Source organism: Pararhizobium sp. IMCC21322 (assembly GCF_030758295.1).
Lineage (GTDB): Bacteria > Pseudomonadota > Alphaproteobacteria > Rhizobiales.
The window spans coordinates 273,825-296,679 of the sequence record NZ_CP132335.1 but is presented as its reverse complement, the minus strand read 5'-3'; the positions used below and the strand labels follow the sequence as shown (position 1 = coordinate 296,679).

The window sequence follows — 22,855 nt, the reverse complement described above, 5'->3', positions numbered from 1 at the left end:
GGCGTCCCGGCTTTTGTGGCCGGGATGTCGTGCTAACATTGTTGAGCGGAACCCTATTGAATGCTGCGCTACACGCTGAAACGGTTGTTGTCTTTAAGCGTCAGCCTTTTGGTCGCCAGCATGGTTATTTTCGTCGCCATCGAAGTGGTTCCCGGCGATCCGGCTTCCTACATGCTGGGCATTAATGCGCAGCCCGATACGATTGCGGCGCTTCGTGATGAGCTTGGCCTCAACGTCTCGGCGTTTCAGCGTTACGTGAACTGGGTCAGTGGCATGCTGACGGGCGATTTCGGCACATCCTATACCTATCGCACGCCTGTCGCGGATATGATTGGCGACCGCATGTGGATTTCCCTGCCGTTGGCGCTTTATGCGCTTTTGCTGTCCACGCTGATTGCCTTTCCAGCCGGTATACTGGCCGCCAGCAAGCGCGGCTCCGTGGCCGATACGCTGGTCATGGGGATTACGCAACTGGGCGTCGCCATTCCCAATTTCTGGTTTGCGATGCTGATGGTATTGGTGTTCGCCATCAATCTGCGCTGGTTTTCCGCCGGCGGCTTTCCCGGTTGGGATGGGGGCTTCTGGCTGGCGGTGAAAGCGTTGACTTTACCGGCTATTTCGCTGGCCTTGCCGCAGGCATCCATTTTGGCACGGGTGATGCGTTCAGCGCTGCTGGATACGCTGGGTGAGGATTTTGTCCGCAGCGCGCGGGCCAAGGGTCTGACGCGGCGTCAGGCGCTGTGGCGGCATGCTTTGCGCAATGCCATGATCCCGGTTCTGACCATTATCGGATTGCAGTTTTCCTTTCTGCTGGCTGGCGCGATCATCATTGAAAATGTGTTTTTTCTACCGGGACTGGGGCGTCTGGTGTTTCAGAGCATATCCCAGCGCGATCTGATTGTGGTGGAAAGCGTTGTGATGTTGCTGGTTTTCGCCGTGGTCATTGTCAATTTCTCGGTCGACATTACTTATGCGCTGGTTGATCCGCGCTTGCGGAGGCGCAGCTGATGGCGGCTTCTGATATCTCCCCGAATGATGCGAGCGTTCTGCGGCAGGTACTGCGGTCCCGCAGTCTGATCATTGGTCTGGTGCTGAGCGCGGTGTTTATCGGCGCGGCGCTGGTGTCCTATGTGTGGACGCCATTTGACGCGGAAGCGCTGAATATTCCCAATAAGCTGAAATCACCCGATGCGGTACACTGGTTCGGCACGGATCATTTTGGCCGCGATATCTTCTCCATGATCATGGTTGGAGCCAGAACCTCTATTGCCGTGGCACTGATAGCTGTGGGCATTGGCATTTTGCTGGGCGTGCCGCTGGGTCTGGCCTCTGCTGCACGCGGTGGCGGCTGGGTGGATGAGGTGATCATGCGCGGCAATGATCTGGTGTTTGCGTTTCCCGCGCTGTTGATTGCCATCATGATAACCGCCGTTTTTGGCCCCAGTGCGGTGAACGCAATCATTGCCATTGGTATTTTCAATATTCCGGTTTTTGCCCGGCTGTCTCGCGGTTCGGCCCTGTCACTTTGGACGCGGGATTATGTGCTGTCAGCGCGGGTTGCCGGTAAGGGCGTCTTGCGCATTTCCATTGAGCATATTTTGCCGAATATCATGAATTTGCTGATTGTTCAGGGCACGATCCAGTTTTCGCTCGGCATTCTGGCCGAAGCGGGCCTCAGTTATGTGGGGCTTGGCGCACAGCCACCGATTCCAAGCTGGGGCCGTATGCTGGCAGATAGTCAGACCCTGATTACGCTGGCCCCGCATATGGCGCTGTTTCCCGGCTTTGCCATTTTGCTGACGGTTCTGGGCCTCAATTTGATGGGGGACGGGCTGCGCGATCTGCTGGACCCTCGCCTGCGGAATGCACGCCGATGAGCCTTTTGCAGATCGATCACCTCAGCCTTGCCATTCATGGAACACCCATTCTGCGTGATATCTCGTTTGATCTGGATGCAGGTCAGATAGTCGGGGTGATTGGCGAATCCGGGTCTGGAAAATCCATGACGGCCTATTCGGTGATGCAATTATTGCCGGAAGGGTCGCGGACAGATGGGGCCATTTCGTTAAATGGCGATAATCTTCTCAGCCTGTCTGAAGAACAGATGTGTTCGTTGCGCGGTGATGAGCTGGGCATGGTGTTTCAGGAGCCGATGACAGCGCTGAACCCGGTCAAAAGCATCGGCGATCAGGTGGCTGAAACGGTGCGCATTCACCGGCAGGCTTCACGCGCTGAATCCTTGCGCATTGCCCGCGAAACGCTGGACCGGGTGGAGCTGCCGGCGGACCGCTTTCCGCTGTCGCGCTATCCGCATGAATTATCCGGCGGGCAGCGTCAGCGCGTGGTGATTGCCATGGCGATTGCCCTGCGCCCCAAGGTGCTGATTGCTGATGAGCCGACCACGGCGCTGGATGTCACCACACAGGCGCAGATATTGAAACTTCTGCAGCGGCTGGTGCGCGAAGACAATATGGCGCTGATGATGATCACCCATGATCTGGCCGTGGTGTCTGATCTGGCAGATGATATTGTTATCATGAAGTCTGGTGAGGTGGTTGAAACCGGACCAGCAAAAACCCTGTTTCAGTCGATGAAGCATCCTTATACCAAAGCGCTGTTCGAAGCCTCGTCACATGTGCCGGACAGGGAGGCGGACAGCGATGCGGAAGCTGCACCGTTGCTGAAGGTCAGCCATGTCTCGCGGGATTATGTTCTGCCGCGCACATCCCTGTTGGCATCGCCGCCTATATTCCGCGCGGTGAATGATGTCAGTTTCTCGATCCAACAGGGTGAAAGCCTTGGTCTGGTGGGGGAAAGCGGGTGTGGCAAGTCGACATTGACCCGTGCGATTCTGGGCCTTGAAGAGGTTCAGGAAGGTGAAATTCTGATCGAGGGCACACCGGTTTTTTCCGGCCATCAGGTGCAACGTTCTGTGCGGCGAAAAATGCAGGTGGTGTTTCAGGACCCTTATGGTTCTTTCAACCCACGGCACAGGGTTGCGCGGCTGGTGTCGGAACCGTTTCATCTTCTGGATAGGCAGCCAAGTGGTGTGGTACGGGCAGAGGCCATAGCAGAAGCGCTGGAAAGCGTGGGCCTGGAGGGTTCGGACGGGCGGAAATATATTCACGAATTTTCCGGCGGTCAGCGTCAGCGTATTGCCATTGCCCGCGCGCTGATTATCAAGCCAAAGCTGATTGTGCTGGATGAGGCGGTCTCGGCGCTGGATGTTTCGATCCGGGCGCAGATTCTGGACCTTCTGGCAGATCTGTCAGACCGGTTTGGCCTGACCTATCTGTTTATCTCTCATGATCTGTCTGTGGTGCGCTCTATTACCGACCGGGTTCTGGTCATGAAGGAAGGGCAGATTGTGGAAGAAGGCCAAACCGATGCTGTTTTTGACAATCCGCAACATGCTTACACAAAATCACTGATTGAAGCCGCGCCACGGCTTTCCCAACTGCCGGCCGAACTACCAGCCGAATTGGCAACGCAGAACGAGGTTTCCATATGACAGGCCTTCAAGACCTTTGGTTTGATCCATCGCTCTGCTTTATCGGGGGGCGCTGGGTTCCGCCTGTTCAAGGTGGATTGCTGCCACTTGCAAACCCGTCCAATGGCGAAATCTTGTGCGAGATTGCGCGCGGCAATGAGGAAGATATTGATGCAGCTGTTGCAGCGGCCAGCAACGCCAGCGCGGGTGAATGGGGGCGGATGACAGCACCGGAGCGCGGACGTGTTCTGACGCGGCTGGGCTATCTCATCCTTGACCGGACAGATGAACTGGCCGAGCTGGAAGCGCTGGATGTCGGAAAACCCTTGAAACAGGCACGCGCTGATGTGCTGGCACTGGCGCGCTATATGGAGTTTTACGGCGGAGCGGCCGACAAGATACACGGCACAACGATCCCGTATCTCGATGGCTACACCGTCTATTCCCTGCGTGAGCCGCATGGTGTGACGGGCCATATTGTGCCCTGGAATTACCCGATGCAGATTATCGGACGCTCGGTTGGGGCGGCGCTGGCTATGGGCAACGCCGCCGTTCTTAAGCCGGCTGAAGAAGCCTGCCTGACCGCCTTGGCCTTTGCGGATTTGGCGCATGAGGCGGGTCTGCCCGCAGGCGCGTTGAATGTGGTGCCCGGCCTTGGGGAAGAGGCCGGTGCGGCGCTGGCAGCGCATAAGGGTGTTCACCATATTTCCTTTACCGGCTCTGTTGCCGTGGGATCCATGATTCAAAGCGCGGCTGCGCCAAATTGTGTGCCTGTGACACTGGAGCTCGGCGGGAAATCGCCTCAGCTGGTGTTTGATGATGCGGATCTGGATGCGGCGCTGCCATTCCTTGTGAATGCCGGCATTCAAAATGCCGGGCAGACCTGCTCTGCCTCTTCGCGTATTCTGGTGCAGCGCGGTCAGTATGACCGTGTGGTGGCAGCTATGGCCGCGCGCTATGGCGCGCTGCAGGTGGGGCCTGCGCTGTCTGATCTGGATATCGGGCCGCTGATCTCGGCACGTCAGAAAGAGATTGTTACCGGATTTTTGGCAAATGGCAGTGATCTGGAACAGGTGGCTACCGGCAGCATTGTCGGGGATGCGCCTGACAATGGCCACTATGTTGCACCCGTCCTGTTTGCAGCCGTCACGCCGGAGCATGTGTTGGCGCAAAGCGAGATTTTCGGGCCGGTGCAGGTCATCATTCCATTTGACGATGAGGAAGAGGCCATTGCCATTGCCAATGGCACGGATTTCGGCCTGGTTGCCTCGGTCTGGACCCGCGACGGAGCGCGACAGATGCGCACTGCAAAGGCTATCCATTCCGGACAGGTGTTTATCAATAATTACGGTGCGGGCGGCGGTGTGGAACTGCCTTTTGGCGGAGTTGGCAAATCAGGTCATGGCCGGGAAAAAGGGTTTGAGGCGCTTTACGGGTTTTCCAGGTTGAAAACCGTTGCAGCCTTTCACGGATAACAGGAGAGAATCATGCGCTTAGAGGGCAAAACAGCCATTGTGACAGGCGGAGCGTCCGGCTTTGGTGCAGGCATTGTGCGCAAATTCATCACTGAGGGTGCGCGGGTGATGGTCGCGGATATCAATGCGGCGGGTGCAAAAGCCACGGCGAATGAATTGGGCGATCAGGCTATGTCTTTCCATGTTGATCTGACCCGGTCCGATCAGGTGAAAGCTATGGCAGACGCTGCGATAGAAGCCTTTGGTGGTGTCGATATTCTGGTCAATAATGCCGGAATCACCCATCTCCCGGCACCTATGGAAGATGTCAGTGAAGAGGATTTCGACAGGGTTTTGGCAGTCAATGTCAAATCGGTTTATTTGACGGCTAAATACCTTGTGCCCCATATGAAAAACCGGTCCACAGGCGCTATTCTCAATGTGGCCTCTACAGCCGGTGTCAGCCCGCGCCCGAACCTGAATTGGTATAATTGCAGCAAGGGCTGGATGATCACTGCCACACGCACCATGGCGGTCGAGCTGGCCCCTGCGGGCATTCGCGTCAATGCCATCAACCCGGTGGCCGGTGAAACCCCATTGTTGAAATCCTTCATGGGTGAAGACACGCCAGAAATCCGCGCCAAATTCCTGGCGACCATTCCCCTTGGCCGGTTTTCCACACCGGAAGATATGGGAGCGGTGTCCTGCTTCCTGTGCTCCGATGAAGCCAGCATGGTGACGGGCGTGTGTATGGAAGTGGATGGCGGGCGGTGTATCTGAACAGAATAAGCAAAGCAGTTTATAGCGAAGATATCTCAGTTTAATTTGTATAAATAATCTATCCAATATAAATAGTTGTATAGATCAATATTAAAAATTGGAAGGGATTGCCATGGTCAATATTAAAACAATTGTGATGCTAATTTCATTATCAATGATATTTTTGGCAGCCTCAAACCTCAGTGCCGCCGATGAGCATGTATCCAGATCGGTTCTGTCCTGTGAAACAGGAGATTTCAAAGGTGTTCATGAGCATATAAAAAAAAGGGAGTTGCTCGGAGAATTGAAGCGAGCAATGTCTCGATCCTGTCTTTTAAAAATATTTAACTCTGATTTAACATTTGATAAAAAATATTATCCTATGTTTATATTTGATGGTTTTGATGATGCAATCGCTTACTCAGAACATGACGATATAAAGGAAATTTTTAACCTAATAGGTTCCTATGCAATTAATATAGAAATAAGTGATGATATGGATATGGAAATATTCATTAATTCTTTAAAAAATCTTATTGAAAGAGAGTATCAGAATGTTGATGATATCTCTTCTATTCTCATTCCATATTTATTATCAAATTTGGAAATTAATTTTGGTGAATATGGCGTAAATTTGAGTAATATATATAAATATAAAGATGTAAGAGCAATGAATATATCTGAATTATCGCCGTATTGTGATGATATATGTGTTCAGAAATCTTTTGATATATGCAGTATTGATGATGAATTTTCAGCTAAATACGCGTTTCTTAAATTGGGTCCAAATAAATTTGGATCTATTTTTGATTGCGAAAATATCGATATATGGCAACAAATATTAGTGTTACGTACAATTGGTATATTGGATAGAAAATGCGGTTATGGTGGCCATTTGGGTAATGCAAATATACATAATTTTAGTATATTTGATAAATGTTTCAGCTACATTTCATATATCAGCAATAATGAATTTTATACGGATGTCGATTTATACATTTTTGCAGTAAATTCAGAGGAAATAAAGAGTCTCATAAAAGAAGAGGATTACAATATTATTCTTGAGATATACAATAATTATGATGATTTTCTCTAAAAAGCGCATTAAGATTGTGAATTATGAGCTCCGGGCCCATTGGCGGGACTGGTAGTTGGGTTGAAGCGGATCATGCCAATCAGTTGAGAAAACTTCATGGGTGATGATACCCCGGAAATCCCCGTCAAATTTCTTGCCACCATCCCCCTCGCTCTCTTCTAAACGCCGGAAGATATATATGGGCGCGGGTGTCTTGCTTTCTGCGCTCAGACGAAGCCAGCATGTTGACCGGCGTGTGTATGGCGGGCGGTGTATTTGACCGGATGAGTTCGCCCGATCCAAGCGCCTTGACCACTGGATTCTCGGAATAAATCCGAGAATGACGGCATCGGATGTGGACGTAAATTCAGTTTTATTGACAAGCAGGTCCCGTCGTCCTCGGATTTATTCCGAGGATCCAGCAACGACAATTTTAAACGGCAATGAACCGCTTTTTCCTGCTCCCTAGTTCAATATCAGTTCCGGCCCCATCAGCAGGGTTGGCAGCCAGGTTGATATGATTGGCACATAGGTGACCAGAATCAGGAAGACGAACAGCACGGCCAGGAACGGCAGGGCTGCGCGGACGACGGCCATCATGGGCATTCGGGCAACGCCTGAGGTGACAAACAGATTGAGGCCAACCGGCGGTGTGATCATGCCGATTTCCATGTTGACCACCATGATGATGCCGAGATGGATCGGGTCAATGCCAAGTTCCATGGCAATCGGGAACACCAGTGGGGCGACGATGACCAGCAGGCCTGATGGCTCCATGAACTGACCGCCGATCAGCAGGATTATGTTGACGACGATCAGGAAGGCAATGGGTCCCAGACCCGCATCCAGCATGACACCGGCAATGTGCTGCGGCACCTGCTCGTCGGTGAGGACGTGTTTCAGGATCAGCGCATTGGCAATGACGAACATCAGGACGATGGTCAGACGACCGGCTTCAAACAAAGTGTGCTTGGTGTCCTTGTGGAAGAAGGCAGTGATCAGGGCCGTCGGCTTTTGCAGCAGGTTCTTCTTTTCCTGGCCATCGCGTTCGGCCAATGGGCCCATGTCGCGATAGACGAAGACGGCAACGATAAAGGCATAGACCGAGGCAACAGCGGCGGCTTCTGTCGGGGTGAAGATGGCCGATGTGACGCCGGGAATGCCATAAATGCCAACCATGATGATGACAATCAGCATCAGGCCCCAGACCGCATCGCGGAAGGAGGCCCAGATTTCACGCCAACCGGCCCAGGTGCCTTTCGGCATTTTTTTGTATGTGGCAATGACGTAGATCGTAATCATCAGGAACAGGCCTGCCAGAATGCCGGGAATAACGCCCGCCAGGAACATGCGCCCGACAGAGACATCAACCGCTGCAGCATACACCACCATGACGATGGATGGCGGGATGAGAATGCCCAATGTGCCTGCATTACAGATAACGCCTGCAGCAAATTCCTTGGTGTAACCAGCCTGACGCATGGCAGCGATGACGATGGAACCGATGGCGACAACGGTGGCTGGTGATGAGCCGGAAAGGGCGGCAAACATCATGCAGGCAAAGACACCGGCAATGGCAAGACCGCCCCGGAAATGGCCCACACAGGCAATTGAAAAGCGAATGATCCGTTGGGCCACGCCGCCGGTGGACATGAAGGATGAAGCGAGAATGAAAAACGGAATCGCCAGAAGGGTGAAGTGGCCTTCAAAGGCGGAAAACAGGGTTTGTGCGACCGAGGCAAGCGACGTATCGGAAAACAGCAGCAGGAACAGGATTGAGGAAAGACCCAGCGAGACGGCAATGGGAACGCCGATCAACAGCAGGCCGATGACCATGACAAAGAGAAAGATGACGTCCATTATTTCGCACTCTCAATCCGGGCTGCGGCTTCTTCAATGTCGTCCTCTGCCTCATGCGAGGCGATCAGCCGGTCGGATTTTCCGCTCCAGATGCGCAAAGCGGCCTGCAGAAAACGGTACAGCAGCAGCGCCATGGATAAGGGCATGACGAAATAGGGAATGAGTTTGGGAATTTTTTCGTATTCTTCGCCTTCATTGAAGACGTCCTCCATCCAGCGCAACCATTCGGGCATCGGCACATCACCGACCTCATACCAGGCGCGGCCACGAAATTCGGTTTCAAATCCGGTTGGGAACCAGCGGCCTGTTGTCTGCGGCAGATTGGCGAAATTCGCCCAATAATCCCAACTGCCCTTCAGCAGCAGGGCGGCAAAAATGATGCATAGACTGACAGAGATGAGGCCCAGCACGCGTTGTGTCTTTGGGGCCAGCATGTTGATGATGACATCGACACCCAGATGGATGTTCTTTTTGACGGCGTAGGAAGCACCCAGAAGCACGAGCCAGCCAAACAGAAAAACAGTCGCCTCAAGTGCCCACAAGATGTTGGAGTTCAGCGCATAGCGCACCAGCACATTGGCAAAGGTGATGAGCGTCATAACGCCTAAAATGGCTGCAATCAAAGTTTCCTCAATTGCATCCGTTATGCGTCTTCCCTTGGCTTGCATCTGTGCCTCCCCAGACATGCATTCAGACATTCATTCAGGAATTTCGGGCGGTGCCAAAACACCGCCCGATCGTGTTTGTTAGTGGTTTTCGTTGATGGCTTGTGCCGCGGCAATCGCCTCGGCGCCGACATCACCTTCAAACTGCGTCCACACCGGCTTCATGGCTTCAACCCAGGCTGCACGCTGATCAGCATCCAACTGGCGCACTTCGCCACCAGCCGTGATGATGGACTGTTTGGCCCCTTCGTTGACAGCGGTGGATTCAGAGTTCCGAAGCACGGTGACCTCATTCAGGATGGTCAGGAACTGGTCCCGGATATCGGCGTCCAAACCGTCGAGCCAATCGACACTGGCCACAACCATATAGTCGATGATGCCGTGATTGGTTTCTGTAATGCCGTCCTGAACTTCAAAGAACTTGCGACCGAAAATGTTGGACCAGGTGTTTTCCTGGCCGTCGACAACACCTTGCTGCAGAGCGCCATAAACTTCGGCAAACGCCATTTTTTGCGGGCTACCGCCAATAGCTTCCATCTGTGCAACAAGCACGTCAGATGGCTGGACGCGGAATTTCAGGCCTTCTGCATCGGTTGGCAGGATCAAAGGCTTGTTGGCAGACATCTGCTTCATGCCATTATGCCAGAATTCCAGACCCTGCAGGCCACGGCGCTGCATGTCATTTTTCATGGCCTTACCGGTTTCAGAGTTTTGGAACTCATCCACTGCATTGATGTTCTTGAACATGAAAGGCAGATCGAAGATGCGGTATTTCTTGGTGAATTTTTCAAACAGCGACAGCGATGGTGCGGCTAGTTGAACATCGCCCTGGAGCATGGCTTCCAGAACTTTTTCATCGGTGTAAAGGGTCGAGCTTGGAAAGACTTCCATGCAGGCCTTGCCGTTCATCTCGGCATTGACACGCTCGGCCAACAAAGTGGCGGCGATGCCTTTGGGGTGTTTGTCAGTGTTGGTGACGTGGCTGAACTTGATGACGATTTCGCCATCTTCACAGCTGGCCAGTGCACCGGTTGTGGCAACAGCCATGATTGCAGCGGCAGCCGCTGCGGTTTTCAGGAAACGCATGAATATCCTCCCTAGCGTTTGAATCTGTCAGACACATTCCAGAAGCTGAAATCTCACAGAAGCACAATTTGGCTTTGCGCCATGCCTTAACGACTTTTGGAATATGTGCTGGCGGCTTTGCACAGGTTTTGGGTGATGGCTTCAAGATCAAAAGAAGTGAAAACCGATGTTTTCTTTCGGTTTCGGGACGCCATGGGTGGAAAAGGGTACATTAGAGGCTTCAACCTATCCGCTTTTCCACCCATTGGCGCTACTCTGGCGAGTTCTCATTGCTCGCCACGCCAAAATCTTCCCGGCTCAGATTGTATTTCTGCATTTTCTCATAGAGTGATTTTCGCGATAGGCCCAGCGCTTCATAGGTTTCCTTCAGGCGGCCATGGTGGGTTGTGAGCGCAGTGGCGATGGCGTTGCGTTCAAAGCTGGAAACTCGATCTGATAGGGTTTTGGTCTGGTCTGGCACGGTTTGCACAAAATCAAGATCAAGGCCAAGCGCGTATCTGTCTGCCGCATTGCGCAACTCACGCACATTTCCCGGCCAGTCCCGCTCTGCGACCGAGACAAGCAGAAAGGACGGAATGGGTGGTGGCGTGCTTTTGTAGCGCGCCGCAGCCTCGCTCACCAATTGCGTAAAGAGCGGAGGGATATCTTCCCGTCGTTCTGCCAGTTTTGGCATACGCAGGGTGACCACATTGAGACGATAGAGCAGATCGCTGCGGAAGCGGCCCGCTTCGGCCTCACTTTCCAGATCGAGCTTGCTGGCTGCAATAAAGCGCACATTCAGCGGAACCGGGTCGTTGGAGCCAAGGCGCATGATGCTGCGATCCTGCACCACGCGCAGTAGCTTGACCTGGAGCGTCATGGGCATGCTTTCAATCTCGTCCAGAAAAATCGTGCCGCCTCTGGCATGTTCAAATTTGCCATAGCGCGACCGAGTTGCACCGGGAAAAGCCCCGGCTTCATGGCCGAATAATTCGCTTTCAATCAGATCGGCGGGAAGGGCGGCGCAATTTATGGCCACAAAAGGCGCATCGGCCCGCTCGCTGATGGCGTGCAGGGCGCGGGCAGCCACTTCCTTGCCGGTGCCGGTCGCGCCTATCAGAAGAACGTCCGCGTCGGTTTGCGCAACCGCCCTGATTTGCTGGCGCAGTTGGACCATGGTTTTGGTACGGCCCATCAAGCGCGCTTCCAGGCGGTCGCGCCCGCCGACAGCGGACCGTAAATGCCGGTTTTCCAGCGTCAGGCGGCGCTTGTCGAGGGCGCGGCGCGCCACTTCGACCAGATGATTTGCCGCAAAGGGTTTTTCGATAAAATCATAAGCACCCCGGCGCATGGTATCCACGGCCAATGCCACATCACCATGACCGGTAATCAGAACGATCGGCAGTTCGGCATCAATCTCAAGGGCGCGCTGCATGAGTGTCAGCCCATCCATTTTGGGCATGCGGATGTCGGACATCAAAATGCCGGGAAAGCTGCGGTCGAGCAGATCCAGTGCAAGGGTCGCTTCTGGAAGGCAGGTGACCTTCAGGTCTGCCAGTTCCAGCGTCTGTTTGGCGGCAAGCCGCAAATGCTCCTCATCATCAACAAACAGAATGGTTGGCTCATTCATTCTGCAGCCTCTTCCGTCAACTGGTCTGCCGCTGCCAGATCAATGGTGAAGATTGCTCCTCCATCGGGATGATTTTCGGCCAGCAGACGTCCGCCGAAATCCCGGATGATGTTGTAGGAAATGGACAGTCCCAATCCAAGGCCCTCGCCCGGACCCTTGGTGGTATAGAAAGGGTCGAAAATCTGGCTTTTCGTCTCAGCCGCCAGTCCTGATCCGTGATCGCGGACTTTAATGCGCACCCGGTCAGATGTTGTCTCGATAGTCAGATGAATATCGGGTTCGCGACCGTTATGCGCAGGGTTATCCAGCGTACTGGCATCCAGCGCATTGGAGATGAGATTTACAAGCACCTGCTGCAGGCGCACGCGCCCGCCCATGATCCAGATGTCTTTGAGCGGCGGGTCGAAGACGATGTTTGCATTCCGGTCGCGCAGTTTTGCAGACAGAATAGCCAGCGCATCACTGATGATCGGCAGTAGCGGCACAGGCCCGATCTTTTCCTGTGGGCGTCTAGCAAAATTGCGCAGATGCTTGCTGATGGCGGCCATACGGTCGGCCATTTGTGAGATGCGGCCCACATTATCGCGGGCCTCATCAATCCGGTTGCGATCCAGATAGGTGGCCGCATTATCGGCATAGGTTTTGACAGCGGCCAGAGGCTGATTGAATTCGTGGGAAAGCGCTGCTGACATCTGTCCCAAAGCAGCCAGTTTGCCGGCCTGTACCAGCTCCGACTGGGTTTTGCGCAATTGCCGTTCGGCCTGTTTGCGTTCCTCAATTTCCTGCAGCAATTGGGTATTGGCCTGATTGAGGTCAACAGTCCGCTCGGCAACCCGGTTTTCCAGCAATTCCTGAGCGGCATGCTGGGCTGCAATGCGCTCCACCATACGCGCGCGCCGAAGCAGCAGGAAGGCCGTGACCAGGATCGTCAGCAGCAGCACAAGAACGGCAATGACAATGACGGTTATGGCCTGGGTACGCGCGGCGGCTGTGGGGGTCAGAATATGGACGTTCCAACCCGCCTCCGGTATGGCCATGGCATTGGCGACAAAGTGTTTTTCTGTTCCCCCGACACCGATGGTGAAACGTTCCGCACCCTGATTACCAATCGGCTTGCGTTGCAAATTCAGAAGGCCAAGCTGATCGATGGGGTATTGCCGGAACGCCTTGATTTCATCAAGGGTTGCCGGTTGCAAGGGCTGCAGACTTTGAAAATGCCAGTCTGATCGGCTGGACATGAAAATAATGCCAAACTGGTCGGTCACCAGAATTTCACTGTCAGCGCCCCGCCAATCCGCTTCCAGCGCATCGACTGAAATCTTGACCGTAACCACCCCTGCTATCTGACCCTGCAGCCTGATCGGGGCTGAAAAATAATAGCCGCGTTTCAGTGAGGCCGTGCCGAGAGCAAAGAACCGGCCGAGACCGCCTTCAATGGCTTGCTGAAAGTAAGGTCGATAGACGTAGCTGAGGCCCACAAAGGAGTGGGTCTGGTCAAAATTGCTGGCAGCCCAAGTGTAGCCGTTCGCGTCAATGACATAGATATCGGATGCCCCCACATCTTCGGCGATCTGTTTCAATTCCAGATTGACCGAACTCGCCAGATCCGGATTGGTTGTGTCGCTAAGCAGCGCTTTGATAGATGGCTTTTCAGCGATCAGAGACGGCAATGGCTCATAACGGTTCAATGCGCCGCGCAGGCCCGCCACGGTCAGGCGCAAAGTGCCCTGAGCCTGCTCGGCGGACCGGATTTGAAAACTGCGTTCCACAAGCGAAAATCCGGCACTGCCAATGGCTATTGACAGAAGTACGGCCAGTGCAAGCCAAAGGCCAAAGAGCCTGGATTTAGCTGTTTGCGTCATGACCTCACTATGGAATCATTCTTGCATTTTGCACAGATGGTGCCGGTGGAGCGGGACATCAGACATATTTGCGCCAATTGTGCTGTTCCTTGAAGCCAAGCATGTCCCGGATCTTGCGGTTTGAATAAAGCGCTTCCTCATCTTCCAGTTCATGGGTCAAAGGCACATTCGGGAAGAAACGTTTGGCGATTTCCGGGCTTGGAATATCAACTGAATTGTTGTTGTTGCCCGCATTGAAGACCTGATAACCAAGACCGTCTTTCGCAAGGCAAAGATCAACAATCTGGCCCAGATCACGTGCATCAATATAGCAAAAAATATTGCGGCGACGCTGGATCGGATTTTCAAAGAAGCCGGGGAAGCGATCATATTCATGGGGCTCAATCACATTGCCGATGCGCAGGGCATATATGTCGAAGCCGGAACGGCGTTGAAAGGCGCGGGCGGTGTCTTCATTGACCACTTTGGACAGGCCATAACTGTCCATGGGATTGACCGTATAGTCTTCATCCACCGGCAGATAATCCAGATCAACCTCGCCATCAGCAAAGCAGATGCCATAGGTAGTTTCTGATGAGGCGATGACAATTTTGGGAATGCCGAGTTTTACGGCAGCTTCAATGACGTTGTAGGTGCCGATGGTGTTGACGCGAAATGTCTCATTATCAGGATTGATCAGAATGCGCGGAACCGCTGCAAAATGAACCACCGCATCAAATTTTGGAACACCTGTTCCCGGCTTCAATTCACTAAAATTGGCATAGGAGGTCATGGCGTTGAACATCTCGCCGGATTGGGTGATGTCGGCGATCAGATTATCAACGCCGGGATGATCCAGCGGTTTCAGATCGACGTTGAGCACCTGGTGGCCCTGATCCAGCAGATAGGGCACGACATGCTTGCCGGCCTTGCCGGAGCCGCCAGTGAAGAGAATTCGTTTGGCCGTCATGGTGTTATCCTGTGGTTGAGATCTGCGTTGAAGACACGTGATATCTGCCGCGCCCGGTTTTGACCAGCCTGCCCTCTTTCGTCAATTGAGACAGGGCCCGATAGGTGGCTTCATGGGTGAGGCCGATTTCAGCCGCCATCGCCGTCACACTGCCCGTGAGCAGCCCATCTGCAAGGGCGGCATAAACGCGCTGTGGCGCATTTTTAATGGAAAGCAATTCCAGCCGGCGGCGATGGGCCTGTATCTCTCCGGCAAAACGGGCGGAGAGGGCGAAAGCAAACAGGGAGTTCTGCCGCATGGTTTTGAGGATCTGCGTTTTACTCATTGCGATCAGTTCACTGGCCTCGCAGGCGACAGCATCACAATGGTAGTTGCTGGAAAACAAAGAGGCTTCTGCAAAGGTCTGACCGGCATGGGCGTTGTGAATGACCAGCCCGTCTCCAGCTTCTGTATGACGCAGCAATTGAATGTGTCCGGAGCGCAGGAAATAGAGGAATTCAGGCGGGTCCGACTGGCGAAACAATAATTCGCCCTTTTGCAGGGCTTTAGGCTTCAGGGCGATTTGAGGAAGCGTGTTGAAAGGGATGGGTAACATCCTTCCATCATATGATTGAAATCATATGGAGGCAAATCGAACCGCTCTATGCTGACACAAATAATGAACCCCTCTTCAAAAGGAATACATCATGCGCTGGAAGTTTATCGGTATCGCCGCAGCAGGTGCCTTGATGCTGGTCACGGGCGGACTGGCATTATCCATGGACAGTCACCAGGATCATGCCGACCATGCCGACCTTAGGGCCACAGCCTCTAACCTGCCGAGCGAAGGTGGGCAGTCGGCTTTTGTCGCGATTGCGGAAATCGTGGCGCTGCTGTCAGATGATCCCCAGACTGACTGGTCAAAGGTCAATATATCTGCCTTGCGGGCGCATCTGGTGGATATGAGTGAACTGACGCTGGAGGCAGAAGCTGAACAAGTGATGCAGTCTGATCGGGTGGAGTTCTCCATTCGAGGCGAGGGGAAAACCCTACGGGCCATTCAGGCGATGGTTCCCGCGCATGCAAGCGAGCTGGACAAAATGGCGCGTTGGGCCGTCTCTGCTCGCACAACAGATGACGGGGCACTTCTCATTGTGACGCCAGAAAACAAGGATGATCTGGAGATGGTCAGCGCCCTTGGCTTTTTTGGTCTTATGGCGACCGGTGCGCACCACCAGCCGCATCATCTGGCCATGGCAAAAGGCACGTTGCATGGGCATTAAAGCGGCTCAAAAGCGATTGGGTGAAAACGGTTCCAGATTGAGTTTCGGGGATTTGCCTTCAATCGCGTCTGCGATGATATCCGCTGTGACGGGACCCAGCGTCAGGCCCTGATGGCCATGGCCAAAGGCGCACCAGTGGTTTTTCTGGTCGGGCATTTGCCCAATGACAGGCATCATATCCGGCATGCAGGGGCGATTGCCCATCCAGGGCGTGGTTTCCAGTCGGCGGCCCAAAGGGTGCAGTTTCCGTGCAATCGGTTCGGTCTGCTCGACCTGAACCGGTGAAGGCGGGGTGGTAAGTGACGCAAACTCCGCACCGGTTGTGAGCCGTATGCCGGCAGCTTTGGGCGTCAGGACATAACCATAGTCCTGATCCGCCAATGTGGCGGTAAATGGTGCGTCGGGGTCTGGTTCAAAGTGGATGTGATAACCGCGTTTGAGACCTATCGGTAGTTTCAGGCCGAACTTTGCGCTGAGCAATGCAGCATGTGCCCCAAGCGCATTGACCACATGGGTGCCTTCCAGAGGACGGGCCTTGCCGGGGACGCTATAGCCGGTCTGGGTCCGGGTCAGATCCATGGCATCCGCCAATGCAAATTGCCCGCCCAGCTTTTTGAATTTCTTGAACAGTTTTATCAGCAATGCATGGGGATCACTGATGATCACCGATTGATAATACTGAGTGACAGCGCAAAATTCCGGGGCGATGTGGGGCAGGACTTGCCGAATGGCCTCTGTCCCTTCCAGATGGGTCAGGGGCAGATTGAAGCGCTCGGCCATCAAATCCGCTTCACGGCGCGCAGCTTCAAAAGCCCGTCTGGACCGGTAACCATCCAGAATGCCATCCGGTGACATCAGCTTCTTTGCATCCGTGCCCTCCATGGCCCGCTCATAGGTAACCATGCAGCGTTCAATCAGCGTTGCGTAGGGATTGGCCAAAGCATGATGGCGTGTCTTTGAGGAATGCCACCAGTAGCGGGCCAGAAAAGGCAGCATTGCGGGTATGGAAGGCCAATGCAGGCGCGCTGCGGTGTTGCGGCCCATAATAGTGCTGATCAGCGTGAGGGCGTTGCGGGGCATGGCATAGGGCAGCACCGCTTCGCGTTGAATAACGCCGCTATTGCCGAAGGATGCACCCAAGCCGGGCTGCTGGACGTCGATCAGGATTGTGCCGATGCCGCGCCGTTGCAGCTCCAGCGCCGTTGAAACGCCGACAATACCGGCACCCAGGACCAGAACCTCAGCCTTTCGCATGATTACTGCGCTGCCTCAGACGGTGTGAAACCCAACGAGCTTGCCAGCAGGTGCTGGGTGTATTCGTGGCTCGCATTTTGCGCTCGCATATCTTCCACCGATAGAATTTCGACGATATAGCCGTGTTGCATAACCGCCATGCGACTGCACATATGGCTGACAACGGACAGATCGTGGCTGACCATCAGAAAGGTCAGGCCGCGCCTGGCCCGCAGATCGGTGAGCAGATTGAGAATTTCAGCCTGAACCGACACGTCCAATGCAGATGTTGGTTCGTCCAAAAGCAAAATGCGCGGCTCCGGTGCCAAAGCACGGGCAATGGCCAAGCGTTGGCGCTGACCACCTGATAATTGATGGGGATAGCGGAAGCGGAATGAGGGGCCAAGCCCGACATCAAGCAACAATTTTTCAATGCGCTCTTCAACATTGTCGAAGCCATGCAGTGACAGGGTTTCGCTCAACACCTGATCGACAGTGTGGCGTGGATGCAGGGATGCGTAAGGATCCTGAAACACCATCTGAACCGTTTTGTAAAACTCGCTGTCGCGCGTTGGACCCAGTGCCTTGCCATCAATGGTGATAGCGCCGCTCCAGGTTTCTGCAAGTCCGGTAATGGCACGCAGGATCGTGGATTTACCGGAGCCGGATTCGCCGACCAGCCCAAAGCTTTCGCCAAGCGGAACTGCGAAATTGGCGTTCTTCACCGCATCAACGCGATTTACGCCCTGACCGAACCAGACATCCAAATTTTTCAGAATGATCCCGCTCATAACATACCACTGACGCTTGGTTCGTCCCGCCAGGCCGGGTCACGTTTCAGGACTTCCAGTTTTTCACGGGGCTTATCCAGCTGGGGCAGCGAATTTAGCAGGCCGCGCGTATAGGGGTGTTTTGCCTCGTGCAATTTGTCTGCGTCGCAGACTTCCACAACGCGTCCGCCATACATGATCAGCGCCCGGTCGCAGAATGAGGCAACCAGATTGAGATCGTGGCTGATGAAGATGAGGCCCATGCCGCGGTCGCGGACCAGCTTGTCCATAATGTCCAGAACCTGTGTCTGCACCGAAACATCAAGGGCCGAGGTTGGTTCATCGGCAATCAGGATTTTGGGATCGGGGATCATCATCATGGCAATCATGACGCGCTGGCCCATGCCGCCGGACATTTCGTGCGGATAGGCATTGAAGACGCGTTCCGGATCACGAATGGCAACAGCCTCCAGCATATCCAGTGTCTTCTGACGTGCTTCAGCGGCGCTGCCCTTTGTGTGGACCTGATAGGCTTCCATGATTTGCTTTCCCACTTTCAGCACCGGGTTCAGCGAGAATTTGGGGTCCTGCATGATCATGGAAATCTGATAGCCGCGCACGGCGCGCATTTCCTTTTCAGACAGGGACATGAGGTCCTGTCCTTCCAGTGCAATGCGCTTGGCCTCAACACGGCCCGGCTTGCGGATAAGCCGCAGAATGGCGCGACCGGTCATGGATTTGCCAGAGCCGCTTTCCCCGACAATGCCCAGACGTTCTTTGCCGAGCGAAAAGGAGATGCCACGCACAGCGTCAAAGACGCCGCTGCGGGTTGGAAAGCGGACCCACAGATCCTCGACTTCCAGAAGGTTCGGCTTGGACGGGTCGCTCATTCGCCGCTCTCCTTGGGATCCAGAACATCACGCAGACCATCACCCAGAAGGTTGAAGGCCAGACTGACGATGAAGATGGCGAGACCGGGGATGGTTGCCACCCACCAGTGATCGAGAATGAATTTGCGTCCGTCAGACACCATAGCGCCCCATTCGGGAGAAGGTGGCTGCGCCCCAAGGCCCAGGAAGCCAAGTCCGGCTGCCACCAGAATGATGCCGGCCATATCCAGAGTCACGCGGATAATGAGCGATGAAATGCAGAGCGGCCATATGTGTTTGGTGATGATGCGGAACGTCCCTGCCCCCTGCAGGCGCACCGCATGAATATAGTCGGAATTTCGAATGGTCAGGGTTTCTGCCCGCGCGATGCGCGCATAGGGCGGCCATGCTGTCAGGGAAATGGCAAGAACGGCGTTTTCAATCCCCGCACCAAGTGCGGCAACAAAGGCCAGCGCCAGAACCAGACGCGGGAAGGCCAGAAATATGTCGGTGAGGCGCATCAGCACAACGTCAATAAATCCGCCTGTGTAACCGGCAACAGTGCCGACCAAAAGGCCCACCAAAGGCGCGATGATGGCCACCAGTGTCACGATGTAGAGGGTGATCCGTGCACCATAGATGATGCGGCTCAGCAGATCACGCCCAAGGGAATCGGTGCCCAGAATATGGCCTTCAGCACCCGGCGGCTGCAGCCGGTTGCCCAATTCCTGAACGAATGGATCATAAGGTGAAATCAGCGGCGCAAAGGTCGCCATCAGCACAAGACCAATAAGAATCATCAGGCCGAACATGGCCATTGGATTGCCGCGAAACTGCAACCAGCTCTGATACAGGGATGCCAGCTTGGCATGGCGTCTGGATGTGGGTGTGTCGCTGAGCAGCCAGGCACGCCAGCCGGTGTTTTGCGAAGAAGCAGCGAGATCTGTTTGTGACATTGCGTGCCTATTTCGCTCTGGGATCAAAGACCTGATAAAGCAGGTCCGATAAAACATTGAACAGCACGAAGACAAGCCCGACAACAACGGTGCCGCCAATGACGGCATTCATGTCTGCCGATAAAAGTGCGGTGGTGATGTAGGATCCAATGCCCGGCCAGGAGAAGATGATTTCGGTCAGCACCGAACCCTCGAGGAGGCCTGCATAGGACAGGGCAATCACGGTAATCAGCTGAACGCGGATATTCTTGAAAGCGTGACCCCAGATGACCTGCCGCTCCGACATGCCCTTGACCCGTGCGGTGGTGACATATTCGGCTGAGAGTTGTTCCAGCATGAAACTGCGGGTCATGCGGCTGATATAGGCCAGCGAATAATAACCCAGCAGCGAAGCGGGCAGAATAATGTGGGAAACCGCATTCCAGAATATGGTCATGTCACCGGCAATGGCACTGTCAATAAGGATCATGCCGGTTCTGGTCGGGACAACGCCGTCATAGAAAAAGTCCAAGCGTCCTGGTCCACCAACCCAGCCCAGAATGCCGTAAAAGATCAAAAGACCCATCAGGCCAAGCCAGAAGATGGGCATGGAATAACCAACCAGTGCCACGACGCGGGCAACCTGATCAATCCAGGTGCCACGACGAACGGCGGCGACGACGCCCAGTGGCACACCCAGCACAACGCCGAAAATCGTGCCAATTGTTGCCAGTTCGAGTGTCGCTGGAAAGACGCGGATAATATCATCCGCAACCGGTCTTGCGGTGAGCAGGGATTTTCCAAAATCGCCCGTGAAGACATCTCTCAAATAATACCAGAACTGCACCAGCAGTGGCTTGTCGAGGCCAAGCTTAATGTAAGCGGCGTCATAAACATCTTTTGCAGCCCGCTCGCCGACAATGGCAAGAACCGGATCCACCGGCATGATCCGGCCAATGATAAAGGTGATAAAAATGAGGCCAAGCATGGTGACCAGAATGGTCAGCAGTATTTTGGCGATGCTGATCAGAATGGGTGGAAAGGGCACCATCTGGCGCCCTTTCCCTGTGTCGTTAATTGCCATTTCGGCGAACCCTTACTTGGATACTTTCCAGTAGGCTGCAGCGGTAATAGCCGCTCCGATTGAGAAGCCCTGAACGTTGTCTTTGCGTGCAGTCTGCTCGATTTTCTGGAACATGACGCCAAAAGGTGATGTCGCCTGATGTTCGCGCTGGATTTCCTGATACATTGCAGCGCGTTTGTCGCGGTCATTCTCGACAACAGCTGCAGCAGTCTTTTCAGTCATTTCCGGGATATCCCATGCGTTCCGCCAAGCCAGGAAACCAGTGTTGCCTGCTTCGTCAGAATTATCCGGGTTCATTGCAAAGGTCGCTGCATTTGTGTGTGGATCGGGATAATCCGGTCCCCAGGCACCCAGATACATATCCAGTTCACGTGCACGATAACGGGCCAGGATCTGTTTGGCCGTTCCGACCGTGATGTTGAGCTTGATACCGGCCTGGGCAAAATTGTTCTGCAGGGCCTGAGCGATTTCAATACGCTCCTGCGCTTCACGAACACCCACTTCGATTTCAATGCCGTCGCCGTAACCGGCTTCCATCATCAAGGCTTTGGCTTTTTCGATGTCCAGGCTGTATGGCAGATCATCGATTGCGCCAAGATAGGTCTGTGGCAGGAACGCCTGCTGAATGGTGTACTGACCTTTCAGGAAGCTGTCGCGCATGCCTTCGTAATCCACCAGATATTTAGTGGCTTCGATGACTTTCGGGTTGGAGAGCGCTTCGTTCTTCTGGTTGAGTGAGAAATACATCAACCGGCCACGCAGTTCACTGTCGACGGTAATGCCTTCAGCGTCTGAAATACCAGCCACATCTTCCGGGTTCAGGTTACGGGCAACATCAATATCACCGCGTTCCAGCAGCAGACGCTGTGTCGCGCTTTCCTGAACGTGGCGAACAATGACGCGGGCCATGGCAGGCGCGCCGCCATAATAGTCCGGATTTGCCAGCATGGTGACTGATTCATTGGCCTTCCAGGTAACATCCTTGTAAGGGCCGGAACCAGCTGTATTGGTTTTCAGCCATTCATTGCCCAGATCGCCATCGACTTCATTTTCCATGACAGTCTTACTGTCGACAATGCCACCGATTGTAGCTGTCAGGCAGTTGAGGACAAATGACGTTGCATAGCGCTTGTCGGTTGTGATTGTCAGAGTTTTGTCATCGGTTGCAACGATGGTTTCACCGACGTTTTCCGGTGTGAAGCCAAACTGAGTGAGAATGAAGCTTGGAGTCTTGTTGAGCGTAACCGCACGACGCAGGCTGAATTCGGCGTCTTTTGCAGTGACAGCATTTCCAGAATGGAAAGTCACGCCATCGCGCATCGTGAAGGTAATTGTCTTACCGTCTTCAGAAACTTCCCAGCTTTCGGCCAGGTCAGGCTGATAGCCCGCTGCAAGATCTGCAGGGTCGAAATTGACGAGACGGCCATAGATATTGCGCAGCACATCTGATCCGGCAAACTCGAAGCTCTCTTGTGGATCGAGCGTCGTGATATCATCAATCCGGTTGGCGATAATCAGCATGTTCGGCGGCGTATCGGCAAAAGCCGGTATCACTGCAGTTGACGCAACTGCGCCAAGCGCAACACCGGCAACCAGTGTTTTAATCAGGTTCATAGAACTCTCCTTACAGAAATGGGGTGAGCGAGTGATGCCCGCCCAAGCGATCATCCCACGCTAATTTCTGCCATTATGCAAGGTTAAACTAGAACCGGTTTGTGCTTATCCGGCTTAATGGTTTGATGGCTTCTCATCAATCACCCGGTTGCTTCCGCAGATGATCGATGTGGCGAAGTATGGTTTCAATGAGTGGATCACCGGATACCTGCCCGTCTTCACGCAACAAGCGCCTAAATCAATATTTTTACGCCAGCCACACCCATGACGGCATAGCCG

20 protein-coding genes are annotated in these 22,855 nt (G+C 54.0%); 7 read left to right on the top strand and 13 right to left on the bottom strand.

Going from position 1 to position 22,855, the window contains the following annotated elements:
• Positions 1 to 60 precede the first annotated feature (60 nt).
• The 6 genes from RAL91_RS01545 (at position 61) to RAL91_RS01520 (ending at position 6,799) form a co-directional block, all read left to right on the top strand.
• Positions 61 to 1,008, top strand: coding sequence for an ABC transporter permease (locus RAL91_RS01545; RefSeq protein ID WP_306259222.1), 948 nt, complete (start codon positions 61 to 63; stop codon positions 1,006 to 1,008).
• On the top strand, positions 1,008 to 1,877 hold the full coding sequence (locus RAL91_RS01540) for an ABC transporter permease (RefSeq protein ID WP_306259221.1): 870 nt from the start codon (positions 1,008 to 1,010) through the stop codon (positions 1,875 to 1,877). The genes RAL91_RS01545 and RAL91_RS01540 overlap by 1 nt, the downstream gene beginning before the upstream one ends.
• Positions 1,874 to 3,511 carry an ABC transporter ATP-binding protein gene (locus tag RAL91_RS01535; RefSeq protein WP_306259220.1) on the top strand — a complete coding sequence of 546 codons (1,638 nt, stop codon included), beginning with the start codon at positions 1,874 to 1,876 and terminating at the stop codon, positions 3,509 to 3,511. Before RAL91_RS01540 ends, RAL91_RS01535 begins: the two co-directional genes overlap by 4 nt.
• Positions 3,508 to 4,965, top strand: a complete 1,458-nt coding sequence (locus tag RAL91_RS01530; protein WP_306259219.1) for an aldehyde dehydrogenase family protein — start codon at positions 3,508 to 3,510, stop codon at positions 4,963 to 4,965. The genes RAL91_RS01535 and RAL91_RS01530 overlap by 4 nt, the downstream gene beginning before the upstream one ends.
• A gap of 12 nt (positions 4,966 to 4,977) precedes the next feature.
• Positions 4,978 to 5,724, top strand: coding sequence for an SDR family oxidoreductase (locus RAL91_RS01525; RefSeq protein ID WP_306259218.1), 747 nt, complete (start codon positions 4,978 to 4,980; stop codon positions 5,722 to 5,724).
• A gap of 112 nt (positions 5,725 to 5,836) precedes the next feature.
• Positions 5,837 to 6,799, top strand: coding sequence for a hypothetical protein (locus RAL91_RS01520; RefSeq protein WP_306259217.1), 963 nt, complete (start codon positions 5,837 to 5,839; stop codon positions 6,797 to 6,799).
• A gap of 444 nt (positions 6,800 to 7,243) precedes the next feature.
• Here RAL91_RS01520 and RAL91_RS01515 read toward each other — a convergent pair whose 3' ends face one another.
• The 7 genes from RAL91_RS01515 to RAL91_RS01485 all read right to left on the bottom strand — a co-directional run bounded on the left by RAL91_RS01515 (position 7,244) and on the right by RAL91_RS01485 (position 15,404).
• On the bottom strand, positions 7,244 to 8,638 hold the full coding sequence (locus tag RAL91_RS01515) for a TRAP transporter large permease (RefSeq protein ID WP_306259216.1): 1,395 nt from the start codon (positions 8,636 to 8,638) through the stop codon (positions 7,244 to 7,246).
• Entirely contained in the window at positions 8,638 to 9,306 is a 669-nt protein-coding gene (locus RAL91_RS01510; protein ID WP_306259215.1) for a TRAP transporter small permease, read from the bottom strand. Before RAL91_RS01510 ends, RAL91_RS01515 begins: the two co-directional genes overlap by 1 nt.
• A 78-nt stretch (positions 9,307 to 9,384) precedes the next feature.
• Positions 9,385 to 10,389 carry a DctP family TRAP transporter solute-binding subunit gene (locus RAL91_RS01505; RefSeq protein ID WP_306259214.1) on the bottom strand — a complete coding sequence of 335 codons (1,005 nt, stop codon included), beginning with the start codon at positions 10,387 to 10,389 and terminating at the stop codon, positions 9,385 to 9,387.
• A 250-nt stretch (positions 10,390 to 10,639) separates the two neighbouring features.
• Positions 10,640 to 11,998 (bottom strand): sigma-54 dependent transcriptional regulator, encoded by a 1,359-nt coding sequence (locus tag RAL91_RS01500; protein ID WP_306259213.1) that lies wholly within the window; start codon positions 11,996 to 11,998, stop codon positions 10,640 to 10,642.
• Complete coding sequence (locus RAL91_RS01495; protein WP_306259212.1) at positions 11,995 to 13,860, bottom strand: ATP-binding protein; 1,866 nt, start codon at positions 13,858 to 13,860, stop codon at positions 11,995 to 11,997. The genes RAL91_RS01500 and RAL91_RS01495 overlap by 4 nt, the downstream gene beginning before the upstream one ends.
• Before the next feature lie 58 nt (positions 13,861 to 13,918).
• Positions 13,919 to 14,809: an NAD(P)-dependent oxidoreductase gene (locus tag RAL91_RS01490; protein WP_306259211.1), complete on the bottom strand. Its 891-nt coding sequence runs from the start codon at positions 14,807 to 14,809 to the stop codon at positions 13,919 to 13,921.
• A gap of 4 nt (positions 14,810 to 14,813) precedes the next feature.
• Positions 14,814 to 15,404, bottom strand: a complete 591-nt coding sequence (locus RAL91_RS01485; protein WP_306259210.1) for a Crp/Fnr family transcriptional regulator — start codon at positions 15,402 to 15,404, stop codon at positions 14,814 to 14,816.
• A 91-nt stretch (positions 15,405 to 15,495) separates the two neighbouring features.
• Here RAL91_RS01485 and RAL91_RS01480 point away from each other — a divergent pair, with 91 nt between their 5' ends.
• The gene (locus RAL91_RS01480) at positions 15,496 to 16,071 is read left to right on the top strand and encodes a hypothetical protein (RefSeq protein WP_306259209.1); all 576 of its coding nucleotides are present in this window, start codon (positions 15,496 to 15,498) and stop codon (positions 16,069 to 16,071) included.
• A gap of 6 nt (positions 16,072 to 16,077) precedes the next feature.
• On the opposite strand, the gene RAL91_RS01475 is transcribed toward RAL91_RS01480, so the two are convergent.
• Genes RAL91_RS01475 through RAL91_RS01450 form a run of 6 tightly spaced genes read right to left on the bottom strand, consistent with a single transcriptional unit; the run spans position 16,078 to position 22,576 of the window.
• The gene (locus tag RAL91_RS01475; RefSeq protein WP_306259208.1) at positions 16,078 to 17,325 is read right to left on the bottom strand and encodes an FAD-binding oxidoreductase; all 1,248 of its coding nucleotides are present in this window, start codon (positions 17,323 to 17,325) and stop codon (positions 16,078 to 16,080) included.
• Positions 17,326 to 17,327: 2 nt separating this feature from the next.
• Entirely contained in the window at positions 17,328 to 18,095 is a 768-nt protein-coding gene (locus RAL91_RS01470; protein WP_306259207.1) for an ABC transporter ATP-binding protein, read from the bottom strand.
• Complete coding sequence (locus RAL91_RS01465) at positions 18,092 to 18,964, bottom strand: ABC transporter ATP-binding protein (protein ID WP_306259206.1); 873 nt, start codon at positions 18,962 to 18,964, stop codon at positions 18,092 to 18,094. Before RAL91_RS01465 ends, RAL91_RS01470 begins: the two co-directional genes overlap by 4 nt.
• Positions 18,961 to 19,899, bottom strand: coding sequence for a nickel transporter permease (gene nikC, locus RAL91_RS01460; RefSeq protein ID WP_306259205.1), 939 nt, complete (start codon positions 19,897 to 19,899; stop codon positions 18,961 to 18,963). Before nikC ends, RAL91_RS01465 begins: the two co-directional genes overlap by 4 nt.
• 7 nt (positions 19,900 to 19,906) lie before the next feature.
• On the bottom strand, positions 19,907 to 20,962 hold the full coding sequence (locus tag RAL91_RS01455) for an ABC transporter permease (RefSeq protein ID WP_371932471.1): 1,056 nt from the start codon (positions 20,960 to 20,962) through the stop codon (positions 19,907 to 19,909).
• 12 nt (positions 20,963 to 20,974) lie between these two features.
• On the bottom strand, positions 20,975 to 22,576 hold the full coding sequence (locus RAL91_RS01450; protein ID WP_306259204.1) for an ABC transporter substrate-binding protein: 1,602 nt from the start codon (positions 22,574 to 22,576) through the stop codon (positions 20,975 to 20,977).
• Positions 22,577 to 22,855 lie beyond the last annotated feature (279 nt).

Bases quoted from the DNA above. Each gene is read 5' to 3' on its own strand.
- RAL91_RS01545 (WP_306259222.1), top strand. From the start codon at position 61: ATGCTGCGCTACACGCTGAAACGGTTGTTGTCTTTAAGCGTCAGCCTT.
- RAL91_RS01540 (WP_306259221.1), top strand. From the start codon at position 1,008: ATGGCGGCTTCTGATATCTCCCCGAATGATGCGAGCGTTCTGCGGCAG.
- RAL91_RS01535 (WP_306259220.1), top strand. From the start codon at position 1,874: ATGAGCCTTTTGCAGATCGATCACCTCAGCCTTGCCATTCATGGAACA.
- RAL91_RS01530 (WP_306259219.1), top strand. From the start codon at position 3,508: ATGACAGGCCTTCAAGACCTTTGGTTTGATCCATCGCTCTGCTTTATC.
- RAL91_RS01525 (WP_306259218.1), top strand. From the start codon at position 4,978: ATGCGCTTAGAGGGCAAAACAGCCATTGTGACAGGCGGAGCGTCCGGC.
- RAL91_RS01520 (WP_306259217.1), top strand. From the start codon at position 5,837: ATGGTCAATATTAAAACAATTGTGATGCTAATTTCATTATCAATGATA.
- RAL91_RS01515 (WP_306259216.1), bottom strand. From the start codon at position 8,638: ATGGACGTCATCTTTCTCTTTGTCATGGTCATCGGCCTGCTGTTGATC.
- RAL91_RS01510 (WP_306259215.1), bottom strand. From the start codon at position 9,306: ATGCAAGCCAAGGGAAGACGCATAACGGATGCAATTGAGGAAACTTTG.
- RAL91_RS01505 (WP_306259214.1), bottom strand. From the start codon at position 10,389: ATGCGTTTCCTGAAAACCGCAGCGGCTGCCGCTGCAATCATGGCTGTT.
- RAL91_RS01500 (WP_306259213.1), bottom strand. From the start codon at position 11,998: ATGAATGAGCCAACCATTCTGTTTGTTGATGATGAGGAGCATTTGCGG.
- RAL91_RS01495 (WP_306259212.1), bottom strand. From the start codon at position 13,860: ATGACGCAAACAGCTAAATCCAGGCTCTTTGGCCTTTGGCTTGCACTG.
- RAL91_RS01490 (WP_306259211.1), bottom strand. From the start codon at position 14,809: ATGACGGCCAAACGAATTCTCTTCACTGGCGGCTCCGGCAAGGCCGGC.
- RAL91_RS01485 (WP_306259210.1), bottom strand. From the start codon at position 15,404: ATGTTACCCATCCCTTTCAACACGCTTCCTCAAATCGCCCTGAAGCCT.
- RAL91_RS01480 (WP_306259209.1), top strand. From the start codon at position 15,496: ATGCGCTGGAAGTTTATCGGTATCGCCGCAGCAGGTGCCTTGATGCTG.
- RAL91_RS01475 (WP_306259208.1), bottom strand. From the start codon at position 17,325: ATGCGAAAGGCTGAGGTTCTGGTCCTGGGTGCCGGTATTGTCGGCGTT.
- RAL91_RS01470 (WP_306259207.1), bottom strand. From the start codon at position 18,095: ATGAGCGGGATCATTCTGAAAAATTTGGATGTCTGGTTCGGTCAGGGC.
- RAL91_RS01465 (WP_306259206.1), bottom strand. From the start codon at position 18,964: ATGAGCGACCCGTCCAAGCCGAACCTTCTGGAAGTCGAGGATCTGTGG.
- nikC (WP_306259205.1), bottom strand. From the start codon at position 19,899: ATGTCACAAACAGATCTCGCTGCTTCTTCGCAAAACACCGGCTGGCGT.
- RAL91_RS01455 (WP_371932471.1), bottom strand. From the start codon at position 20,962: ATGGCAATTAACGACACAGGGAAAGGGCGCCAGATGGTGCCCTTTCCA.
- RAL91_RS01450 (WP_306259204.1), bottom strand. From the start codon at position 22,576: ATGAACCTGATTAAAACACTGGTTGCCGGTGTTGCGCTTGGCGCAGTT.